Raw genomic sequence first — 24,797 nt, forward strand, 5'->3', positions numbered from 1 at the left:
TCAGGACAGCGCTTCGCCGACCGCCAGCGCCAGACCGTCATGCCACCACGCGGCGAAACTGAAGACGTTGGGTGCCTTGAGAATCGTGAAGTGGTTGCCCGGCCCGTACCACACCGCCAGATCACTGACCTGCCGCTGCCAGCCTTCGAGCATCGCCGCCTGCTCACGCTGATTGCCCCACTCGTCCAGCGTCGGGTCATCGACCAGCACCAGCCGCACTGGCCCGGTATAGGCCAGACGCGGTTGATAGACCGTGCGCAAGGCGCTGGCGAATGTGCGGACCGGGCCGTGCATCGCATCCGGCGCCGCGCGCTCCGACAACACCCCGGCGCGCACCATGCCTTCATGCAGCAGGCGCAGTTGTGTGCTGTCATCGGCGTTGGCGAAGGTCGCCGGATCGATGCCCAGCGATTTGCCACAGGACAACTGCAAGGTGTCGATCAGCCGTTGCAGCACCGCAGTCGCGGTGTACGGCTTGCCCGCCGTGCCGTCAGCGCCCGGCGCCTCGCTGTCGATCAAGGTCAGCGACGCCACCACGCGCCCGGCCGCCTGCAACTGCGCCGCCATGGCATGCGCGACCCAGCCGCCGAACGAATGGCCGATCAGGTGCAGCGGCCCTTGCGGGTGAATCTGCTCGATGGCCTGCAGGTAGAACGCGGCAGCGGCTTCGACCGCGCTGTGCGGCACACTGACGCCGTCCAGCCCGCGGGGTTGCAGGCCGATGATCGGCCATTCCGGGCCGATAGCCTCGGTCAGGTGAATGAACCCGGTGACACTGTCACCCGCCCCCGGCACGCAGAAAATCGGCGCATGCCCCGGCTGCCCGGTCTGAATCGTCAGCAGCGGTTGATACCGTGTCGGCTGCGGCGTCACCAGGGTTTCCAGCGCCCCGGTAATGGCCTGACCGAGTGCCTGAATGTGCGGATGCTTCATCATGGTCCGGTGATCGCCGGGGATGTCGATGCAGCGCAGCAAGCGAGTGTCGAAGCGCTCTTCCCAGCCGCGCGTCGGGCTCGGCAATGACTGGCCGTCCATCCGCTCCTGAGCACGGAACAAGTGGATCGGCTGGCTCGCCGGGCTGACCCGGTAATGCGCCAGCGCCAGACGATGCGCCGCTTCGCGATCAAAGTAATGCCAGGCGTCCGCCGCGCTGACCGTGGCCAGTTCCGGATCGGTCAGTTGCTGCGTCTGACAGCGCTGGAACAGCTCGGGGAAGTCCAGTTGTTCGACTTGCGCTTCCAGCGCTTGCACTGCCGCCAGTGCCGCCTCGCTTTCAGCACCGAGCATCAGCGAACGGCCACGGCAATGGCCGAGCAACTGGCGCTTGTCGAGGCCCTCGCCGCTCCACATGGCCTTGTCTTGGGCGAGCGGGTTTGGCGCATAGCTGTCGAGCATGCCGATAAACTCCACCGGTTCATCGAGACCGAGCAATTGCTGCGCGACCTCATGCGCCAGCACCCCGCCGAACGACCAGCCCGCCAGCCGATACGGCCCATGTGGCTGCACCGCACGGATGATGCCGACCATGCGCTGCGCCATGCACTCCAGCGTGCGCAATGGCGCTTGCCCCAGCGGCACACCGGGCAGGCCGTAAATCGGGAACTCGCCACCGATGTGCTGGGCCAGCGTCGGGAAATACACGTCGCGGCCGCTGAACTCATGCATCAGGAACAGCGGCGTACCGTGTTCCCCGGCGCGCACCACGACCAGCCCGTCAGGCTGACTGAGTGCCTCGCCCTGATTGAGCAGCACGGCGGCAGACTCGATGCTCGGGTGCTGGAACAGCTCGGCCAGCGACAGTTGCAGCCCGGCCCGTTGCAGCAGATTGACCAGTTTCACCGCCAGCAACGAATGCCCGCCCAGCTCGAAGAAGTTGTCGTGCCGTCCGACCTGCTCGACGCCCAGCACCTCGCCCCAGATCTGCGCCAGCGTGGTTTCAACTTCACCCTGTGGCGCTACGTATGGGCGATTGATAACGGCGTCTGCACCCGGCTCCGGCAAGGCTTTGCGGTCGATCTTGTCGTTTGGCGTCAGTGGCAAGGCGTCGAGTCGCACGAACGCGCCCGGCACCATATACTCGGGCAAACGTTCCAGCACATGCGCGCGCAGGGTTTCCAGTGACGGCGCGTCGATGCCGGCGCGCACGGTGTACCAGGCCACCAGACGCTCATCTCGGACCATCACCACCGCCTCGCGAATCGCCGAATGCTCGATCAACCGTGCCTCGATTTCTCCCGGCTCCAGACGCAAGCCCCGCAGCTTGATCTGGAAGTCGTTGCGACCAAGGAATTCCAGCTCGCCGTGATTGTTGTAGCGCGCCAGATCTCCCGTGCGATACAGCCGATCCCCCGCCACAAACGGGCTGTCGATGAAGCGCTCGGCCTGCATTTCCGGCAAACCGTGATAACCGCGCGCCACGCCGACGCCGCCGATGTGCAACTCCCCGCTGACACCTTGCGGTACCGGTTGACCGTACGCATCGAGCACGTACAGCCGCGTGTTGCTCAAGGCTGTACCGATTGGCACCACGCTCTCCGGCACCGGCATGTCCGGTTCCAGCGTCCAGCCCGTGCTGTCCACAGTAGTTTCGGTCGGGCCATAAACGTTGTGCAACCGCACCCACGGCAGGCGATCACGCACTTGGCGGGCCAACGCCGCGCTGAGTTCGCCGCCACCGTTGAGCACATCGGTCAGGCTGGTGCATTGCTCGACACCGTCCTGCTCGATGAACTGCTGCAGCAAGGCAGGCACAAACTTGACCACCGTCACCTGCTGCTCACGAATGGTCTGCACCACATACGCCGAATCGCGATTGCCGTCCGGCCGCGCCAGTACCAATCGCATCCCGGAACACAGCGGCCAGAAGATCTCCCACACCGAACTGTCGAAGCTGAACGGCGCCTTTTGCAGCAGCGCACCGTGTTCGGTCGGCGGACTGAGCTGCGAACCCCAATGCACCATGTTGCAGGCACTGCGATGCTCGATCATCACGCCTTTCGGCAACCCGGTCGAACCCGAGGTGTAGATCATGTAGGCGAGGTTCGAGGCGCTGAGGCCCGGCACTGGCGAATCGTGATCCGGCAAATGTTGCCAACTGCCGTGATCCAGGTCGATCAACGCCGCGGCACCTTCATCGAACAACCCGCGAGTCGCCGTTTGCACCAGCACCGCCACCGGCGCGCTGTCCTTGAGCATGTAGGCCAGACGCTCCGCCGGATACCCCGGATCCAGCGGCACATAGGCACCACCAGCCTTGAGAATGCCGAGCAGACCGACCACCAGATCCAGCCCGCGCTCGACGCAGATCGCCACCCGCGCATCCGGTTGCACACCTTGTGCGCGCAGGTGCCGGGCCAGGCGATTGGCGCGCTGATTGAGCTCGCGGTAGGTCAGATTTCCCTGTGCGGATTGCAGCGCGACAGCCTCTGGTTTCCGGCGCGCCTGCGCTTCGAACAAGCCGTGCAGCGGTTGTTCCAGCGGGCAATCGACTTCGGTGGCGTTGAAATCCACCAGCACGCGCTGACGCTCATCCGTCGTCAGCAACGGCACCTGCGTCAACAGCACCTGATCATCGTTGACCAACGCCGCCAGCAGCCGCTGGAAGTAGCCGACGAAACGCTGCACCGTCGACTCATCGAACAGCGCCGTGGCATAGCGCAACGAACCGCGAATGCCGTCGTGGGAATCGCCAAGGCTCAGCGACAGGTCGAATTTCACAAAATGGCTGTCGCCGGCCACGCCTTCCAGGGTCAGGTCGCCGAGGGTCAGGCTCGGATCGTCGTTGTTGTCCCAACTGAGCATGGTCTGGAACAACGCGCTGTGCGACAGACTGCGGACCGGTTTGCTGATGTCCACCACTTGCTCGAACGGCAGATCCTGATGCGCCTGAGCCGCCAGGGTTTGCGCCTTGACCCGCGCCAACAGCGCCTCGCCGCTCGGCTCGCCCGAGGTGTCGATGCGCAGCGCCAGGGTGTTGACGAACATGCCGATCAGGCCTTCGATCTCCGCGCGGTTGCGGTTGGCTACCGGCGAGCCGATCACCACGTCGCTCTGCCCGGACAAACGGCTGAGCAGCATCGCCCAGGCGCTCATGATCACCATGTACGGCGTCACCGCACGACGCTGACACAAGGCTTTCAAACCGGTGCTCAAGTGTTGATCGAGCAGTATGTCGACGCGGCTGCCGGAATAGTCCTGCTGCGGCGGACGCGGACGGTCAGTGGGCAGGCTCAGCAAGGCCGGCGCACCAGCCAGGGTCTGCTGCCAGTAATCGCTCTGGCGCTGCAGCACCTCGCCACTGAGCCAGCGCCGTTGCCACACCGCATAGTCGGTGTATTGCAGCGCCAGCGGCGGCAGCGGATCGTCTTCGCCACGGCTGAACGCCTGATACAACGCCGCCAGCTCACGGGTCAGTACGCCCATCGACCAGCCATCGGCGATGATGTGGTGCAGCGTCAGCAACAGCACATGATGATCATCAGCCAGACGCACCAGACGTCCGCGCAACAGCGCATCGTGCTGCAGATTGAACGAGGCGCAGGCCTGCTCCTCGATCAGACCGCGCAAGGCATTGTCAGCCTGCGGGTGCTGGCGCAGGTCTTCTACCGCCAGCAACAGACCGGTTTCGGCCGGCAAAATCAGCACCTGCGGCTGATCGTCGATCTGTCTGAAGCGGCTGCGCAGGGTTTCGTGACGCGCAACGATGCGTGCCAGTGCCCGCTGCAGCGCGTCTTCATCCAGTCGACCGCGCAGGCGCAGACCGACCGGGATGTTGTAGGCGCTGTGGCCGCCGTCCATCTGCGCCAGGAACCACAGGCGTTGCTGGGCGAAGGACAGCGGCAATCGCTGATCACGCGGTGCCGGCAAAATCTCCGGCAAGGTGCTGCGCCCCGCCCGGCTCAGCACCTCGGCGACAGCGGCCAGCTCGGGGTTGGCGAACAGCTCGGCGAGTGTCAGCTCGACGCCCAACTGCTGGCGCACCTGCGACAGCATGCGCATCGCCAGCAACGAATGCCCGCCCAGTTCGAAGAAGTTGTCGTGACGACCGACCTGTTCAACCCGCAGCAAGCCAGCCCAGATCCGTGCCAAATGGTGTTCCAGCGCCGAGATCGGCGCGACATACACCCGGCTGAGCATCGCTGCCTGCGTCGGCGCCGGCAGCGCCTTGCGGTCGACCTTGCCGTTGTTATTCAACGGCAGGACCTCCAATTGCACCCACGCGCTCGGCACCATGTATTCCGGCAGTCGCACCAGCAACTGCGCGTGCAGATCCGCGCTGTCCAGGCGCCCGGCGTGCGCGGTGTAGTACGCCACCAGACGGGTGATGTCCTGACCATCGCGGCGCGCCAGCACCACGGCCTCCTTGATCCCTTGGCAGTTGAGCAGACGGTTTTCGATTTCCCCAAGCTCGATGCGGAAACCACGGATCTTCACCTGATCGTCATTGCGCCCGATGCAATCGAGCTGCCCCGGGGCCAGCCAGCGTGCGAGGTCGCCGGTGCGATACAGCAACGCGCCCGGTTGCTCGCTGAACGGATCACGCAGAAACTTTTCGGCGGTCAGATCGGCGCGGTTCAGGTAACCCAGCGCCACGCCCTGCCCGCCGATGTACAACTCGCCAGTCACGCCCATCGGCACCGGTTGCTGGTGCGCGTCGAGCACGTACACCTGGGTGTTGGAGATCGGCCCGCCAATCGGCACGCTCTCGGCGTTTTCCGCCACTTCACGCACTTCAAACGTCGTCGCGTAAGTGGTGGTTTCGGTCGGACCGTAGCAATGCACGATGCGCAACTCTGGCGCCTCGGCCAGCAGTCGACGGAACGCCGCCGGATCGCCACGCTCACCGCCACACAACAGAATGCGCAGGCGCTTGAGCGCCTGCGGAATCAACTGCACGTACTGGTTGAACAGCGCAGTGGTGACGAACAGCACCGTCGCCCCGGTTGCGCTCAACTCGCGGCCAAAGGCGTTCGGATCAAGCAAGGTCTGGTGATCGATGACCACCACGCGCCCGCCATTGAGCAATGGCCCCCAGATGTCCATGGTGCTGGCGTCGAACGCCGGGTTGGAGGCGAATACCACGCGGTCCTGCGCATTGAAATCGGCGTAACCGTTGTTCAGCACCAGGCGGCCGATGGCGCGGTGCGGCACCATCACGCCTTTCGGGGCGCCGGTGGAACCGGAGGTGTACATGATGTACGCCAGCGCCTCCGAGGACTGCGCCAGATTCGGGTTATGCGTCGGTTGGCCGCTGAGGGTCAAGCGGTCGAGGTCGATGCGTGGCGCAGCGTAGTCGATGACTTCACGGCTGAGGGTCAGCAACGCCGCTGCCTGACAGTCCTCGACCATGAACGCCTGCCGCTCGCTCGGGGCATTGATGTCCAGCGGCACATAGGCCGCCGCGCATTTGGCAATCGCCAGTTGCGCCACCAGCAGTTCCAGCGAGCGCGGCAGCAGGATCGCCACGTGATCGCCCGGCTGCACGCCTTGGCTGATCAAGTGATGCGCCAGGCGGTTGGCCTGGGCGTTCAGCTCGAAGTAGCTCAGCGAATGCTCGCCATGCACCGCCGCCACCGCCTTGGGATGCGCCGCTGCCTGCTGCTGGAAAATCCCGTGCACGGTCAGGGCCTGCGGGTATTCGCGTGCGGTGGCGTTGAAGTCGTAGAGCAAGCGCTGCCGCTCAGACTCGGCGAGTAACGGCACCCGCTCCAGCACTGTCTGCTCATCGTTGACCATCGCCGCCAGCAGGCGCTGCAAGTAGCCGACATAGCGCTCGACGGTCGCGTGATCGAACAACGCCGTGGCGTATTCCAGCGAACCGCGAATCACCCCTTTGACCTCACCCAGGGTCAGGGTCAGGTCGAACTTGGCCACCCGGCCCGGCGCAGCCACAGCTTCAAGACTCAGATCGCCCAGCGCCAGGTGCGGGCCGACGCTGCTGTCCCAACTCAGCGTGGTCTGGAACAGCGGGCTGTGCGCCAGACTGCGCGCCGGCCGGGCGATGTCCACCACTTGCTCGAACGGCAGATCCTGATGCGCCTGCGCCTCCAGCGTGCGCGCCTTGACCCGTGCCAGCAGCGCAGCAACGCTCGGCTCGCCCGAAGTGTCGATACGCAGGGCCAGGGTGTTGACGAACATGCCGATCAGGCCTTCGATCTCGGCCCGGGTGCGGTTGGCCACCGGCGAGCCGATCACCACATCGGACTGCCCTGACAACCGACTCAGCAACAGCGACCAGGCACTCATCAGGGTCATGAACAGGGTCACGCCGTGCCGTTGACTCAAGGCTTTGAGCCCGGCACTCAGACGCTCGTCGAGCCGTACTTCGACGCTGCTGCCGGCGAAGTCCTGCTGTGGCGGACGCGGACGGTCGGTGGCCAGGGTCAGCAACGCCGGCGCGCCGTCGAGGGTCTGCTGCCAGTAATCGCTTTGCCGCTGCAGCACGTCACCGCTGAGCCAGCGCCGCTGCCACACGGCGTAGTCGCCATATTGCAGCGCCAGTGGCGGCAATGGATCCGGTTGACCGTGGCTGAAGGCCTGATACAGCGCCATCAGCTCACGGGTCAGCACTCCCATCGACCAGCCGTCGGCGACGATGTGATGCACGGTCAGCAACAGCACTTGATGCTCGTCGGCCAGACGTATCAGGCGTCCGCGAATCAGCGGATCGTGCTGCAGATCGAAGGCCGTCGCGGCTTCCTGCGCGAGCAGTGCCTGCACCGTGGCTTCGGCCTGTGGGTCCTGGCGCAGGTCTTCCATCTGCAACAGCAGGCCGCAATCGACCGGTGCAATCGTCACCTGCGCCTGATCGTCGACGCTGACGAAACGGCTGCGCAGGGTGTCGTGGCGCGCAACGATCTGCGTCAGCGCGCGCTGCAAGGCTTCGACATCGAGCCGTCCACGCAGGCGCAGGCCAAGCGGAATGTTGTACGCCGAATTGCCGCCGTCCATTTGCGCGAGAAACCACAGGCGCTGCTGGGCGAAGGACAGCGTGCCGTCACGCGGCACCTCGACGATCGGCGGTTGGCTACTGACCTGCGCTACGCACAGGCACTCGGCGACCGCCGCCAGTTCAGGGTTGGCGAACAGATCGGCCATCACCAGTTCCAGCCCCAGTTGCTGACGCACCTGCGCGACCATGCGCATGGCCAGCAGCGAATGGCCGCCGAGTTCGAAGAAGTGATCATGCCGACCGACCCGCTCGACCTGCAGCACCTCGGCCCAGATCTGCGCCAGCGCGGTTTCCAGCGCGTCTTGCGGTTCGACGTATGCGCGGCTGAACAGCGCAGTCTGCTGCGGCTTTGGCAGCGCCTTGCGGTCGACCTTGCCGTTGGCGGTCAGCGGTAATGCGTCAAGCCTGACGAACGCCGCCGGCACCATGTACTCCGGCAGTTGCGCCAACAGTCGGGCGCGCAGATCGCCAACGCTCAGCGCGTCGCCCTGTTCGGTGAAATACGCCACCAGACGTGGCTGGCCGGGTTCATCCTCTCGGGCCAGCAGCACCGCGTCTTGAACGCCGTCGAGCTGATTGAGCCGGGTTTCGATCTCGCCCAACTCGATACGCACGCCACGGATTTTCACCTGATCGTCGTTGCGCCCGAGGTATTCAAGCGTGCCGTCCTCGCGCCAGCGCGCCAGGTCGCCGGTGCGGTACAGACGTGCATTTGGCACGCTGCTGAACGGATCGCGCAGAAAGCGTTCGGCGGTCATCTGCGGACGGTTCAGGTAACCCCGGGCCACGCCGGCACCGCCGACATACAACTCGCCGATCACCCCCAGCGGCACCGGGCGTTGCTGCGCGTCGAGCAGATACACCGTGGCATTGCTCACCGGTTTACCAATGTGCAAGACGTCGCCCGCCTCGATCAGGCCGGAGGTCGCCACCACCGTGGCCTCGGTCGGGCCATAGTTATTGATCACCCGGAACGGCTGGTTGCGGTTGAACTGGCGCAGACGATCGCCGCCGATCAACAGGGTTTTCAGGGTCGGATGCGCCGGCTCCTGACTGAAGGCGTATTCGGCTACCGGGGTCGGCAGGAAGCTCACGTCCAGCGGCTGCGCACGCCACCAGATCAGCAGCGCGTCGATGTCTTCGTTGCCGTCATGGTTTGGCGCCAGATGCACGGTCGCGCCAATGCACAAGGCCGGCCAGACTTCCCAGGCCATGGCGTCGAAGCCGAACCCGGCCAGGCTTGAAGTATGGCTGCCAGCGTGCAGATCGAAGGCCGCGCAGTGCCAGTCCACCAGGTTGCTCAGGGTCTGATGCTCGACCATCACGCCCTTCGGCAGGCCAGTGGAGCCGGAGGTGTAGATCACATAGGCCAGGTGCTGCGGGGTCAGGGCCGGCAGCGACGGGTTGTCGATGGGCTCGTTTGGCCATTGGCGCAGATCAAGGTCGATCAGCGGCACCGACAATGCCGGCAGGCGTTCATGCAGATCGCTTTGGCTCAGCACCGCGACGGGCGCACTGTCTTGCAGCAGATAGCTCAGGCGCTCCGCCGGGTGCGCCGGATCCACCGGCACATAACCGGCGCCCGCCTTGAGAATCGCCACCAGCCCGACCAGCGTATCGAGACCGCGCCGGGCGACGATGGCCACGCGGTCGTCAGGCTGTACACCCGATGCAATCAGATGATGCGCCAGCATGTTGGCCTGGCGGTTCAACTCGGCATAGCTCAGCGAGGCACCGGCAAACACCGCTGCCAGCGCCTGCGGCCGTTCAATGGCTTGCTGCTCGAAACGCTGGGCGATCGTCAGCCCCTGCGGGTAATCGGCGCGGGTCGCGTTGAAGGTGTGCAACACCTGCTCGCGCTCGGCGCCCGGCAAGATCGACAGCCGTTCAAAGCCTTGATGCGGCGAGTGCTCCAGCGCCTCCACCAGCGCGTGCAAGGCGCATTGCAAATAAGCGCAAGTGCGCCGCGCGTCGATGCCGGCGCCCGCCAGTGCGGTCAGGCTGAAGCCTTCGCCGAGGTCGTCGACGCTGAGGGTCAGGCGGTAGTTGCTGTGCTCCTCGGCCTCGAGCAATTGCATGCCCTGCCAGGCCGCCCGGGCCTCGGCAGAACCGCCACCTGCCGAGGCACCATGACGGTAATTGAACAACGTGCTGAACAGCGGCGTGCTCGGCGCCATGGCGCTGCAATGCTGAATGCGCGCCAGTTGTGCGTGTTCGTGCTGCAGCAACTGGCTGAGTAATTGATGCGTCGCCAGTGCTGCGCCCTTGATGCTGTGCGCGCGCAGATCGATACGCAGCGGCAAGGTATTGATGAACACCCCGAGCGCCCGTTCGGCGCCCTCGCCGCCCTGCAAGCGACCGAGCAATACCGTACCGAACACCACGTCGTCACGACCGGACAATGGCCCCAGTACCTGCGCCCATGCCAGGTGCATCAGACTTGCAGCGCTGACACCCAGGCGCCGCGCCTGACTGCGCAGGTTGCGGCTCAGCGTGGCGTCGAGGCTCAACCGGGCCTGCGTGGCCAGCCCTTCCTGCGCCGGGTTCTGCCCGTAAGGCAAGGTGGGTTCGTCGACGTCGCCGAGCATCTCGCGGAAGAACGCTTCGTGCTGCTGGTCGCTCAGCCCCGACAGGGTGTGCGCCACGTAATTGCGATACGGCACCGGCTCAGCCAGACGCTGCGGCTGACCGATCAGGAACGCCTGCATCTCGTGTTGCAGCACCTCCAGCGCCACGTGGTCCATGACCAGGTGATGGAACAGCAACAACGCCACCACCCGCTGATTGGCTGAATCCCAGGCGTGCACCACGCGCATCAGCGGCGCCTGATTGACGGCCAGGCGGTACTGCGCAGCGTCGAAACGCCGGCGCAATTGCTCGAGTACATCGCCGTCCGCGCCATTCAGTTCCAGCGCTTCGCACGCCAGCGGCGCCTCACGCCAGACCACTTGCACCGGGTCTTGCAGGCGGTCCCAGAACAGCGAGGTGCGCAGGATGTCGTGACGCTGGATCACCTTCTGCAAGGCTTGAGTGAAGCTGTTCAGGCGCTGCTCGTCGGCAAAGGCAAACTGCGCCTGCAACACATACGGATCGCCCTGGGCGGCGGACAAGTGATGAAAGAGGATGCCGGTCTGCAACGGCGCCAGCGGGTAAATGTCCTGCACATTGGCCACGCCGCCGGGGATGCTGGCGACGATGCGGTCAATGCTCGGCTGGTCGAGCGTCACCAGTGGCAGCAGCTCGGGAGTGATGCGTGTGCAGTCCGTGGTGATGAGGTTGGCCGCGACTTCGGCCTCCGGTTCACCGCCCACCGCAGCGGCCAGTGCGGCGAGGGTCGGTTGGTTGAACAGCACGCGGATGTCGGCCGTCAGACCGGCGCGACGCATGCGCGCGACCAGATTGACCGCCAACAGCGAGTGCCCGCCCAATTCAAAGAAATGGTCATGGCGCCCTACCCGCTCAACCTTGAGCAGTTCAGCCCAAAGCTGCGCGAGGGCGATTTCCACTTCGCCGACCGGCGCTTCATATTCACGGGTGGTCAGCGCCGCCAGATCCGGCGCCGGCAACGCCTTGCGGTCGAGTTTGCCGTTGGGGCTCAGCGGCAATGCATCAAGATGCACGAATACGACAGGCACCATGTAGTCCGGCAGGTTTTCCAGCAGATGGCTGCGCAGTGTTTCGATTTCCAGCGGTGCCCCGGTGTAGTACGCGACCAGACGTTTCTCGCCCGGCGCGTCCTCACGGGCCAATACGGCGGCTTCCTGAATGCCGTCGATCTGGGTCAAACGCGCCTGAATCTCGCCGAGCTCGATGCGCAAACCACGAATCTTCACCTGATCGTCGTTGCGACCGAGGTACTCGATATTGCCGTCCGCCAGATAGCGGGCGACGTCACCCGTGCGGTACATCCGCCCATTGCTCTGGAACGGATCGTCGAGGAAGCGCTCGGCATTCAGTTCCGGGCGATTCAGATAACCGCGCGCCACCTGTACGCCACCAATGTACAGCTCACCGACCACGCCGTGCGGAACCGGTTGTTGCTGGGCATCGAGGATGTACATCCGGGTGTTGGCAATCGGTTTGCCGATCGGTGTGTTGTCTGGCGTTTGTTCCAGCGGCCCGGCGCAGTTCCACGCGGTCACGTCCACTGCCGCTTCAGTCGGGCCGTAGAGGTTATGCAGTTCGCTGCCCGGCAGTTGCTGTTTGAAACGCCGTACCACGCTGCCCGGCAGGGCTTCGCCGCTGCACATCACCTGACGCAGACTGCTGCAACGTGCGGTATCAGCATGAGCGAGGAATACATCGAGCATCGACGGCACGAAGTGCAGCGTGGTGATGTGTTCGCGCTCGATGATGTCGCTGAGATACAGCGGATCCTTATGCCCCTCGGGTCGGGCCATGACCAATCGGGCGCCGGTCATCAGCGGCCAGAAGAACTCCCACACCGAGACGTCGAAGCTGAACGGGGTTTTCTGCAACACCGTGTCGCTGGCGGTCAGTTGATAGGCGTCCTGCATCCACAGCAGGCGATTGACGACCCCGCGATGTTCGTTGATCACGCCTTTCGGCTGGCCAGTAGAGCCGGAGGTGTAGATCACGTACGCGGTGTGCTGCGGGGTCAGCTCAGCGAGCGATAGATTGTCCGTCGGCAGCGATTGCCAGTGCGGCTGATCCAGATCGATCACCGGCACAGCGACTTCGCCAAGCACCGGACACGTGGTTCCCTGCACCAGCACCGCCAGCGGCGCACTGTCTTCCAGCATGTAGGCCAGACGCTCCAGCGGATACGCCGGATCCAGCGGCACATACCCGCCGCCGGCCTTGAGGTTCGCCAACAGCCCGACCACCATGTCCAGACCGCGTTCGACGCAGATCGCCACCCGCGCATCCGGCCCTACACCCAATTCACGCAGGTGCCGCGCCAGTTGATTGGCCCGGGCATTGAGTTCGGCGTAACTCAGTTGCTGCTCCCCCGCGACCACCGCTGGTGCCAGCGGCGAGCGCGCCACTTGCGCCTCGAACAAGCCGTGAATGGTCTGCTCAAGGTTGTAATCGACCGCCGTGGCATTGAACTCGACCAACAAACGCTGCTGTTCCTCCGCCGCCAGCAGCGGCGCCTGTTCCAGCAGCGCCTGATCGTTGGCGACCATCGCCTGCAACAGGCGCTGGAAATAACCGACGAAGCGCTCGACCGTGCTCTGGTCAAACAACGCCGTGGCGTATTCCAGCGATCCGCGAATGATGCCGTTGGACTCACTGAGGCTCAGTGACAGGTCGAACTTGGCGAAGTGGCTCGGTTCGGCCACGCCTTCCAGCGTCAGTTCGCCGAGGGCCAGCGCCGGGCTTTCGAGGCCATCCCAACTGAGCAAGGTCTGGAACAACGGGCTGTGCGCCAGACTGCGCACGGGCCGGGTGATTTCCACCACTTGCTCGAACGGCAGATCCTGATGCGCCTGCGCTTGCAGGGTTTGCGCCTTGACCCGCGCCAGCAGTGCTTCGACGCTCAGCTCGCCCGAGGTGTCGATGCGCAGCGCCAGGGTGTTGACGAACATGCCGATCAGGCCTTCGATCTCGGCGCGGGTGCGGTTGGCCACTGGTGAACCGATCACCACTTCAGCCTGCCCGGACAAGCGGCTGAGCAGCATCGCCCAGGCACTCATCAGCGTCATGTACAGGGTCACGCCATGGCGCTGGCCCAAGGCTTTGAGCCCGGCGCTCAGGCGCTCGTCGAGCACGACGGCAACGCTGCTGCCGGCATAGTCCTGCTGCGCCGGGCGCGGCCGATCGGTGGGCAGCATCAACAGCGCCGGGGCGCCGGCCAGGGTCTGTTGCCAGTACTCGCTCTGGCGCAGCAGCACCTCGCCGCTGAGCCAGCGCCGCTGCCACACCGCGTAGTCGGTGTACTGCAACGCCAGCGGCGGCAACGGATCCGGCTGGCCATGACTGAACGCCTGATACAGCGCCATCAGTTCGCGGGTCAGTACGCCCATCGACCAACCGTCAGAGATGATGTGGTGCAGGGTCAGCAACAGTACATGGTGATCGTCGGCCAACCGCACCAGTCGCCCGCGAATCAACGGATCGTCCTGCAAGTCGAACGGCCCGGAGGCTTCGCCCTGAATCAGTGCCTGCAGGGTTTCCTCGGGTTGCGGGTGCTGGCGCAGGTCTTCGATTCGCAGTAACAGACCAGTGTCCACCGGAGCGATCAGCACCTGCGCTTCGTCGTTGAATTGCGCGAAGCGGCTGCGCAGGGTTTCGTGGCGGGCGACGATCCGCGCCAGTGCGCGTTGCAGCGCCGCGTCATCGAGACGGCCACGCAGCCGCAAGGCCACGGGAATGTTGTAGGCGGTGTTGGCGCCTTCCATTTGCGCGAGGAACCACAAGCGTTGCTGGGCGAACGACAGCGGCAACGCGCCGTCACGCGGTACCGGCACGATCTGCGGTTGCGCACAGCGTCCGGCCTCGCTCAGCACTGAGGCGACCGCCGCCAGTTCGGCGTTGGCAAACAGATCGCTCAGCGCCAGTTCGACACCCAGGCGCTGGCGCACTTGCGAAACCATGCGCATCGCCAGCAACGAATGCCCGCCGAGTTCGAAAAAGTGATCCTGACGCCCGACCCGCTCGACTTGCAGCACGTCGGCCCAGATCTGCGCCAGCGCGGTTTCCACCTCGCCTTCGGGCGCCGCGTACTCACGGGTGAACAACGCCGCCAGATCCGGCGCCGGCAAGGCCTTGCGGTCGACCTTGCCGTTGGCGGTCAGCGGCAGCGCGGCGAGTTTGACGAACGCGGTCGGCACCATGTACTCCGGCAAACGGCTGAGCAATTGCGCGCGCAACTCGCCCACCGGCAGCGCTTCGACCTGCGCCTGTTCGGTGAAGTAGGCCACCAGTCGCGGCTGGCCGGGTTGATCTTCGCGGGCCAGCAGCACCGCCTCCTGAATCCCCGGCAACTGGTTGAGGCAGGTTTCGATCTCGCCCAGTTCGATGCGTACGCCGCGAATTTTCACCTGATCGTCGTTGCGCCCCAGGTACTCGAGGTTGCCGTCCTCGCGCCAGCGCGCAAGGTCACCGGTGCGGTACATCCGCGCGTTGGGTGCGCTGCTGAACGGGTCACGCAGAAAGCGCTCGGCAGTCATTTGCGGGCGATTCAGGTAGCCGCGGGCGACCCCGGCACCGCCAACGTACAACTCGCCAGCCACACCAAGCGGCACCGGGCGCTGTTGTTCGTCAAGCAGGTACACCGTGGCATTGCTCAGCGGTTTGCCGATGTGCAGCGCATCGCCGCTTTGCACCAGACCCGAAGTGGCGACCACCGTGGCCTCGGTCGGGCCGTAGTTGTTGATCACGTCGAAATGCTGGTGGCGATTGAACTGACGCAAGCGGTCGCCGCCGATCAGCAGCGTGCGCAGGGTCGGGTGTTCGAGGTTCTGGCTGAAGGCGTATTCGGCCACCGGCGTCGGCAGGAAGCTCACGTCCAGCGGCTGCGCGCACCACCAGGCGAGCAAGGCGTCGATGTCTTCGCCACCCTCGTGAGTCGGCGCCAGATGCAGGGTCGCGCCCGCGCACAGCGCCGGCCAGACTTCCCAGGCCATCGCATCGAAGCCGAACCCGGCGAGGCTTGAGGTGTGACGCCCGGCACACAGGTCGAACGCCGCGCAGTGCCAGTCAACCAGATTGCTCAAGGTGTGATGCTCGACCATCACCCCCTTGGGCAGGCCAGTGGAGCCGGAGGTGTAGATCACGTAGGCCAGGTGCACGGTGCTCAGACCGGGAACCTGCGGGTTTTGCGTGACCGTCAGCGGCCAAGTGCAGCGGTCGAGTTCAAGCACCGGCACGGTCAGCGCCGGCAGTCGCTCGCGCAGATGGCTTTGGGTCAGTACGGCGACTGGCGCGCTGTCGTCGAGCAGGTAGTTCAAACGCTCCGCTGGATGCGCCGGGTCAATCGGCACGTAACCGGCGCCGGCCTTGAGGATCGCCACCAGTCCGGCCAGGGTGTCCAGCCCACGGCGGGCGACGATCGCCACGCGATCATCCGGTTTCACGCCCAGGTCGATCAGATGCTGCGCCAAGGCGTTGGCTTGCTGATTGAGTTCGGCGTAGGTCAGCTGCACGTTGGCAAACACTGCCGCCAACGCGTCCGGCCGCTCGGCCACCTGCGCCTCGAAGCGTTGCTGGATAGTCTGTGGCGCAGGAAAATCCACTTGAGTCGCATTGAAGCCGCGCAATACCTGTTCAAGCTCTGCCGCCGGCAGGACCGGCAATTGATTGACCGGTGTCTGCGGCGCCTGTTCCAGGGCAAGCAGCAGGTTCTGCAGTGCGCAGAGCAGGTAGTCGCAGATGCGCTGCGGATCGGTCTCGGTGCTGGCCAGCAGCGTCAGGCTGAAGGCGTCACCGAGGTCATCGACGCTCATCGTCAGCGGATAGTTGCTGCGCTCTTCGGAGTGCAACGTGGAGATGCCGTCCCACGCCGCGAGGGTTTCGGCGCTGGCGGTGGCGACGTTGTGGCTGTGGCGATAATTGAGCAGTGTGCTGAACAGCGGCGTCGGCGCCACCACGTGACTGCAGCGCTGAGCCAGGGCCAGTGGTGCGTGTTCGTGACGCATCAGCGTGGTCAGCCGTGCGTGGGTGGCGTTGACGGCCGCGCGCACATCCTGCCCGTCGACATTTACCCGCAACGGCAAGGTGTTGATGAAAATCCCCAGCGCCCGGTCAATCGCCTCGGCGCCCTGCATGCGGCCCATCAGCACGGTGCCGAACACCACCTGCTGCTTGCCGGTCAGCGCGGCCAGCACCTGCGCCCAGCCGAGGTGGAACAGGCTCGCGACACTCACGCCAAGGGTCCGCGCCTGCGCCCGCAGACGCTGGCCCAATAACGTTGGCACCGGCACGCTGAGTTCGACGATTTCGCTGCCGTCACCCTGCACGTCCTGCAGGCCGTAAGGCAGCGTCGGTTCGTCGATGTCGCTGAGCATCTCGCGGAAGAACGCCTCGTGCTCGGCCTCGCTGACGCCCAGACGCGCCTGCGCCACGTAGTTGCGAAACGGCACCGGGCGCCCGAGCAGCTCACTTTGCCCGGTGAGGCAGGCGCGCATTTCGTGGCGCACCACGTCGAGGGCCGAGTGGTCGAGCGCCATGTGATGGAACAACAGCGTAGCGATCACCCGTTGCCCGGCTTCATCCCAGGCATGGGCCAGACGCATCAGCGGCGCCTGGGTCACGTCGAGGCGGAAGTTCCGGGCGTCGAAACGCTCATGCAGATACGCCAGCACGTCGCCATTTGCATCAGGCAACGTCACCTCTTCCACTGGCAGTTCGGCGCGGCGCCAGACCACCTGCACCGGCGCGTCCAGTCCGGCCCAATGCACAGCGGTGCGCAGAATGTCATGGCGATCGATCACCGCTTGCAGCGCTTGAGCGAACGCTTGAAAACGCTCGCGGCTGGCAAAGGCGAAATGCGACTGCATGACATACGGATCACCGTCACCGGCACTGACGTGGTGATACAGGATGCCTTCCTGCAGCGGCGCCAGCGGGTAGATGTCCTGCACGTTGGCCGCGCCGCCAGGGACTTGTGCGACGAGGTGGTCGATGGTCGTCTGGTCGAGTTCGACCAGCGTCAGCATCGCCGGGGTGATGCGCGAGGTGCCGGCAACGATGCCGTTGACCGGCACCTCGACCTGCCCGTGCTTGCTGGCCGAGTACTGCCCGGTCTTGATCAGCTCGATCAGCGCCGGTTTGTGCTCGCGCAACAGCGCCAGCAACGCCGGGTCGTTCAAGGCCTGCTTGTTGCCATTGACCCGCAATTGGTCGTCCGCGACCGCCAGCTGAATATCCTTGGCCTTCAATGTGGCCAACAGTTCGATCACGTTCACAGGACGATCTCCATTCGTTCGGTAATTGCGGCGTAGCCGGCCAGGGTCGGATGTTCGAACAGCGACCTGACATCGGCTTCCATGCCTTCCTGACGCAGCCGGCCGATCAGACTGACCGCCAGCAGCGAGTGCCCACCCAGTTCAAAGAAATGATCGTGGCGCCCCACCCGCTCGACGTTGAGCAACTCGGCCCAGAGCCGTGCGAGGGTGATTTCAACTTCGCCGACCGGGGCTTCGTATGCACGAGCGGTCAGCGCCGCCTGATCGGGGGCCGGCAGCGCCTTGCGGTCGAGTTTGCCGTTGGGGCTCAGCGGCAGTGCATCGAGATGCACGAACAGCGCGGGCACCATGTAGTCCGGCAGGTTTTCCAGCAGATGGCTGCGCAGCACGTCGGTTTCCAGCCGTGCGCCGGTGTAATACGCCACCAGACGCTTGTCCCCCGGCACGTCTTCGCGAGCCAGTACGGCGGCTTCCTGAATGCCGTCGATCTGGGTCAGGCGCGCCTGGATCTCGCCGAGTTCAATGCGCAGGCCACGGATCTTCACTTGATCGTCGTTGCGGCCCAGGTATTCGATATTGCCGTCCGCCAGATAGCGGGCGACATCGCCGGTGCGGTACATCCGCCCATTGGCCTGGAACGGATCGTCGAGGAAGCGTTCGGCGTTCAGCTGCGGGCGATTCAGATAACCGCGCGCCACCTGTACGCCACCGATGTACAGCTCGCCGACCACGCCGTGCGGCACCGGTTGTTGCTGGGCATCGAGGATGTACATGCGGGTGTTGGCGATCGGTTTGCCGATCGGCGTGTTGTCCGGGGTTTGCTCCAGCGGCCCGGCGCAACTCCACGCGGTCACGTCCACTGCCGCTTCAGTCGGGCCGTAGAGGTTGTGCAATTGGCTGCCCGGCAGTTGCTGTTTGAAGCGCCGCACCACGCTGCCCGGCAGGGCTTCGCCGCTGCACATGACCTGACGCAGACTGCTGCAACGTGCGGTGTCAGCGTGAGCGAGAAACACGTCGAGCATCGACGGCACGAAGTGCAGCGTGGTGATGTGTTCGCGTTCGATCACTTCACTGAGGTACTGCGGATCCTTGTGCCCCTCGGGCCGGGCCATGACCAATCGAGCGCCAGTCATCAACGGCCAGAAGAATTCCCAGACCGAGACGTCGAAGCTGAACGGGGTTTTCTGCAACACCGTGTCGCTGGCGGTCAGTTGATAGGCGTCCTGCATCCACAGCAAGCGGTTGACCACCCCGCGATGCTCGTTGATCACGCCTTTCGGTTGGCCGGTCGAGCCGGAGGTGTAGATCACGTACGCGGTGTGCTGCGGGGTCAACTCTGCAAGAGAAAGGTTTTCCGTTGGCAGCGACTGCCAGTGCGGCTGATCCAGATCGATCAGCGGCACCGCTACATCGCCGAGCAACGAACGCGTCGAACCCTGTACCAGCACCGCCAGCGGCGCGCTGTCTTCCAGCATGTAGGCCAGACGCTCCAGCGGATACGCCGGATCCAGCGGCACATACCCGCCGCCGGCCTTGAGAATCGCCAACAGCCCGACCACCATGTCCAGACCGCGTTCGACGCAGATCGCCACCCGCGCATCCGGCCCTACGCCCAATCCGCGCAGATGCCGCGCCAGTTGATTGGCCCGGGCGTTGAGTTCGGCGTAGCTCAGTTGCTGCTCACCTGCAACCACGGCGGGGGCCTGTGGCGAACGCGCCACTTGCGCTTCGAACAGCTCATGAATCGTCTGCTGCAAATCGTAATCGACCGCTGTGGCATTCAAGCCGAACAGCAACTGTTGGCGCTCGGCATCCGCCAGCACCGGCAGGCGGTTCAAGGTCTGCTGCGGTGTCTGTTCAAGTGCCTCGAGCAGTCCCGCCAGCGCCTGCTGCATAAAGCCACACACCCGTGCCGCGCCTATGCGCGAAGGGGTCATGGCGGTGAGGATAAAACCTTCGCCCAGGTCATCGACATTGAGACTCAGCGGATAGTTGGTGCGCTCTTCGCTGGAAAGATTTTCGATGCCCTGCCAGCTCAGACGCGTGGCCTGCTGCTGTTCCTCGCTGACGCTGTGTCGGTAATTGAGCATCGCGCTGAACAGCGGCGACGGCGCTGCCACGCCGCTGCAACGCTGGGCCAATGCCAGTGACGCATGTTCATGGCCGAGCAATGCCGTCAGTTGCGCATGGGTCGCACGCACGCCGGCACGCACCGAAACATCGCCCAGATCCACCCGCAGCGGCAGCGTGTTGATGAACATTCCCAGACCGCGATCAGCGCCGGTACCGCCCTGCATCCGCCCAAGCAGCACGGTGCCGAACACCACGCGCTCATGTCCGGAGGTTGCCGCCAAGACCTGGGCATACGCCAGATGGAACAGGCTCGCGACGCTCACGCCCAGCTGCCGCGCCTGGCTGCGCAGGCGCCGCGCCAAGGCTTCGGGCACGCGCTGACGGACTTCTTCGATGTCATGGCCGTCACCGTGCACATCCAGCAGACCGAACGGCAGCGTCGGCTCATCGATCTCGCCGAGCATCGTGCGGAAGAACGCTTCGTGTTCCTGCTCGCTGACACCCAGCCGGGTCTGCGCCACGTAATTGCGATACGGCACGGCGGGTATCAGGGCTTCGCCGTGACCGAAGAGCAGCGCCTGCAGTTCCTGCTGCACCACTTCCAGCGCCGTGTGATCCATGGCGATGTGATGAAACAGCAGCATGGCGACCACCCGGTCGTTGGCCGGATCCTGCGCGTACACCAGGCGAATCAGCGGCGCCTGACTGAGGTCTATGCGGTAATGACGCGCGTCGAAACGCTCATACAATTGCGCCAGAACATCACCGCCCGCCGGATCGAATGCAACCTCCTGCAGCGGCAGCTCGGCTTCGCGCCAGACCACTTGCACCGGCGTTGCCAACCCTTCCCAGACCACGCCGGTGCGCAGAATGTCGTGCCGGGTCATGACCTGACGCAGCGCAGCGGCGAAGGCGTGCAAGCGTTCAAGGCTGTCGAACGCCAGGCGCGATTGCAGCAGGTACGGATCACCCTGCGCGGCGCTCAAGTGGTGATAAAGAATCCCTTCCTGCAATGGCGCCAGCGGATAAATGTCCTGCACGTTGGCGGCCCCGCCCGGCACCGTGGCAACGGTGCGCTCGATGCTCTGCTGATCCAGTTGCAGCAGGGTCAGCATGTCTGGAGTGATATGTGTGCAACCAAACGGAATCAGGTTATCCGGCACCGCGACTTCGCGACCGCTGCCGACGGCGGCGGCCAGCGCGGCGAGGGTCGGCTGGCTGAACAGCACGCGCACGTCGGTGCTCAGGCCGAGCTGACGCATGCGCTCGATCAGGGTCACCGCCAGCAGCGAATGCCCGCCCAGCTCAAAGAAGTTGTCGTGACGCCCGACCTGTTCGACCTGCAGCACCTCGGCCCAGACCTGCGCCAGCGCAGTTTCCACCGGCCCTTGCGGCGCTGCGTATTCGCGGCTGAGCCAGGCGTCCTGATCCGGTTCGGGCAAGGCCTTGCGGTCGAGTTTGCCGTTGGCGGTCAGTGGCAGCGCCTCAAGCCGCACGTAAGCTGCCGGCACCAGTGCCTGTGGCAGACGCGCTTGCAAATGCGCGCGCAGATCCTCGACATCGACCGTTGTGCGGGCAGTAAACCAGGCGATCAACCGCGCCTCGCGCACCAGCACCACCGCGTCCTGCACCGCCGGATAGCTGGACAGCGCGGCTTCGATTTCACCCAGTTCCACCCGCACGCCGCGCAGTTTGACCTGATCGTCGTTACGCCCCAGGTACTCGATATTGCCGTCGGCCAGCCAGCGCGCAAGATCGCCAGTGCGGTACATGCGCGCCTGCGGCTCATCGCTGAACGGGTCTTCGAGGAAGCGTTCGGCGGTCAGCTGGGGACGGTTCAGATAACCACGGGCCACCCCCGCGCCACCGACGTACAACTCGCCCGCCACGCCAACCGGCACCGGACGTTGCTGTTCATCGAGCAAGTAAACCCTGGCGTTGCTGATGGGCCGGCCGATGTGCAGCAATTGCCCGGCATGGATTTGCCCGGAAGTCGCGACCACCGTAGCCTCGGTCGGGCCGTAGTTGTTGATCACGGCAAAGGTCTGCTCACGCGGGAACTGGCGCAACTTGTCGCCCCCGATCAACAGCGTGCGCAAGGTCGGATGCCCCAGTTCACGACTGAAGGCGTATTCGGCAATCGGCGTCGGCAGGAAGCTCACCTGCAACGGCTGCGCGCGCCACCAGTCGAGCAGTTCATCCAGATGTTCGTTGCTGATCGACGGCGGCGGCAGGTGCAGGGTCGCGCCGACACACAGCGCCGGCCAGACCTCCCAGGCCATCGCGTCGAAACCGCAACCGGCGACGCTGGCGGTGTGGCTGCCGGCGCGCAGGTCGAACGCCTCACAGTGCCAGTGCACAAGGTTTTCCAGGGTCGCGTGTTCGACCATCACGCCTTTCGGCTGGCCGGTCGAACCCGAGGTGTAGATCACGTAAGCCAGATGCGCCGGGGTCAGCGTCGGCAGTTGTGGATTGGTCGCCGCCAGGTGCTGCCAGAGGTTCTGATCCAGATCGATCACCGGCACCCGGCCCAGCAGCTCGCGGGTCGAGCCTTGCGCCAGCACCGCCACCGGATCGCTGTCCTGCAACAGGTAGGCGATGCGCTCCGCCGGGTACGCCGGGTCGACCGGCACATAACCGGCGCCAGCCTTGAGAATCGCCAGCAGCGCCACCAGCATCTGCGGGCTGCGTGGCAGGCACACGGCAATCCGGTCGTCCGGCTGCACGCCGAGGCCGAGCAAGTGATGGGCCAGGCGATTGGCCTGCTGATTGAGTTGCGCATAGGTCAGTTGCTGCGTGCCCTGCACCACCGCCAGCGCTTGCGGATGCAGCTCGGCCTGCACTTGCACCAGTGACTGAATCGTCGCCCCGCGCGGGTATGCCGCCGCCGTCGGGTTGAACCCGACCAGCAAGCGCTCGTATTCCTCCACCGCAAGAATCGGCAAACGGTTGAGCGCACGCTGTGGCGCCTGCTCCAGTGCGTGCAGCAGATGCTCCAGCGCGGTGTGCATGTAGCTGCAGATGCGTTGCGCGCCGATCTGCGTCAACGCCAGCACGGTCAAAGAAAAGTCTGTGCCGAGATCGTCGACGCTGAGGGTCAGCGGATAGTTGCTGCGCTCTTCGCCACCGAGCAATTGCACGCCTTCCCAGATGCCCTGACCGTCACGCGGCTGCGCCTCGGCGACGGTATGCCGGTAGTTGAGCAGTGCGCTGAACAGCGGCGCGCCGGACACTGCGCTGCAGCGCTGGGCCAGCGCCAGTGGCGCATGTTCATGGGCCAACAGCGCGGTCAGCCGTGCGTGGGTGGTCTTGACAGCAGACTGCACGCCTTCGCTGACATCCACCCGCAGCGGCAAGGTGTTGATGAACACGCCCAGGGTGCGATCCGCGCCCTCGCCGCCCTGCAAGCGACCCAACAGCACCGTGCCGAACACCACGTCGCGGCGGTTGGCAAGTACCCCCAGCACCTGCGCCCAGGCCAGATGCATCAGGCTCGCCGGGCTGACACCCAACTGCCGCGCCTGCTCTCGCAGGCGCAGGGTCAATCCGGCATCGACGGCTTGCTGCGCCTCTTCAATGTCGCCGCCATCGCCTTGCACGTCGTGCAAACCGAACGGCAGGGTCGGCTCGTCGATATCGCCGAGCATGTCGCGGAAGAACGCTTCGTGCTCCTGCTCGCTGGCACCCAGACGCGCCTGCGCCACGTAGTTGCGATACGGCATCGGCGTGCCGAGGCGGTCGGCCTGATCGAACATGAACGCGCGCATCTCTTGGCCCACTACCTCCATGGCGGTGTGGTCGAGAATCAAGTGCTGGAACAGGATGATCGCCACCACCCGTTGCTGCGCCGGGTCTTCGGCGTAAACGATGCGCATCAACGGCGCCTGGCTCAAGTCGAGGCGGTTGTGCCGGGCATCGAAGCGCGCGTGCAACTGTTCGAGGACGTCGCCCTGAGCCGGATCCAGCGGCACCGCCTGTACCAACAGCGGCGCCTCGCGCCACACCACCTGATGCGGACTCGGCAAGCCTTCCCAGACCACGCTGGTGCGCAGAATGTCGTGACGCGCGACGACCTGCTGCAAGGCTCGGCTGAAAGTGCGCAGACGCTCGACGCTGTCGAAGATCAGCCGCGATTGCAGCAGATACGGATCGCCCTGTTCGGCGCTCAGGTGGTGATAAAGAATGCCTTCCTGCAACGGCGCCAGCGGATAGATGTCCTGCACATTGGCCGCGCCACCGGGCACGGTGGCGACGATGCGCTCGATGCTCGCTTGATCGAGTTCGGTCAGGCTGAGCATGTCCGGGATGATGCGGGTGCAACCCGGCGGAATGCGGTTGGCCGGCACTTCGATTTCGCGACCGCTGCCCATAGCGGCGGCCAGTGCAGCGAGGGTCGGCTGATTGAACAACACGCGCACGTCAGCCGCGAGGTCGATCTGACGCATGCGTTCGATCAGGCTCACCGCCAGCAGCGAATGCCCGCCCAGTTCAAAGAAGTTGTCGTGACGCCCGACGCGCTCGACGTTCAGCACGTCGATCCAGATCTGCGCCAGCGCGTTTTCCACGGCACCTTGTGGCGCTTCATATTCGCGGCTGAGCCACGCGCCCTGCTCCGGTTCAGGCAGGGCCTTGCGATCGATCTTGCCGTTGGCGGTCAACGGCAATGCGTCCAGCCGCACGTAAGCCGCCGGCAACAGCGCCTCCGGCAAGCGTGCCTGCAAATGCGTGTGCAACTGCTGAATATCGACCGCCGTGCGCTCGGTGAACCACGCAATCAGCCGCCCGTCGCGAACCAGTACCACCGCCTCCCGTAGCGCCGCGTGGCTGCCGAGCGCGGCTTCGATTTCACCGAGTTCGATACGCACGCCACGCAGTTTGACCTGATCGTCGTTGCGCCCCAG

General features: G+C 64.9%; 2 protein-coding genes (1 of these 2 cut by a window edge). Both read right to left on the bottom strand.

Annotated features, from left to right (window positions below; genetic code table 11):
• On the bottom strand, nt 1–17,823 hold the full coding sequence (locus GTQ41_RS15210) for a non-ribosomal peptide synthase/polyketide synthase (RefSeq protein WP_217325301.1): 17,823 nt from the start codon (nt 17,821–17,823) through the stop codon (nt 1–3).
• On the bottom strand, nt 17,820–24,797 hold the 3' portion of the coding sequence (locus GTQ41_RS15215) for a non-ribosomal peptide synthetase (protein WP_047293834.1). The gene runs 6,036 nt beyond the window's last position; only the last 6,978 of its 13,014 coding nucleotides appear in the window; the start codon falls outside the window, past its right edge — the gene reads right to left on this strand; it ends in the stop codon at nt 17,820–17,822. Before GTQ41_RS15215 ends, GTQ41_RS15210 begins: the two co-directional genes overlap by 4 nt.

This window comes from Pseudomonas sp. AN-B15 (assembly GCF_019056475.1).
Lineage (GTDB): Bacteria > Pseudomonadota > Gammaproteobacteria > Pseudomonadales > Pseudomonadaceae > Aquipseudomonas > Aquipseudomonas parakoreensis.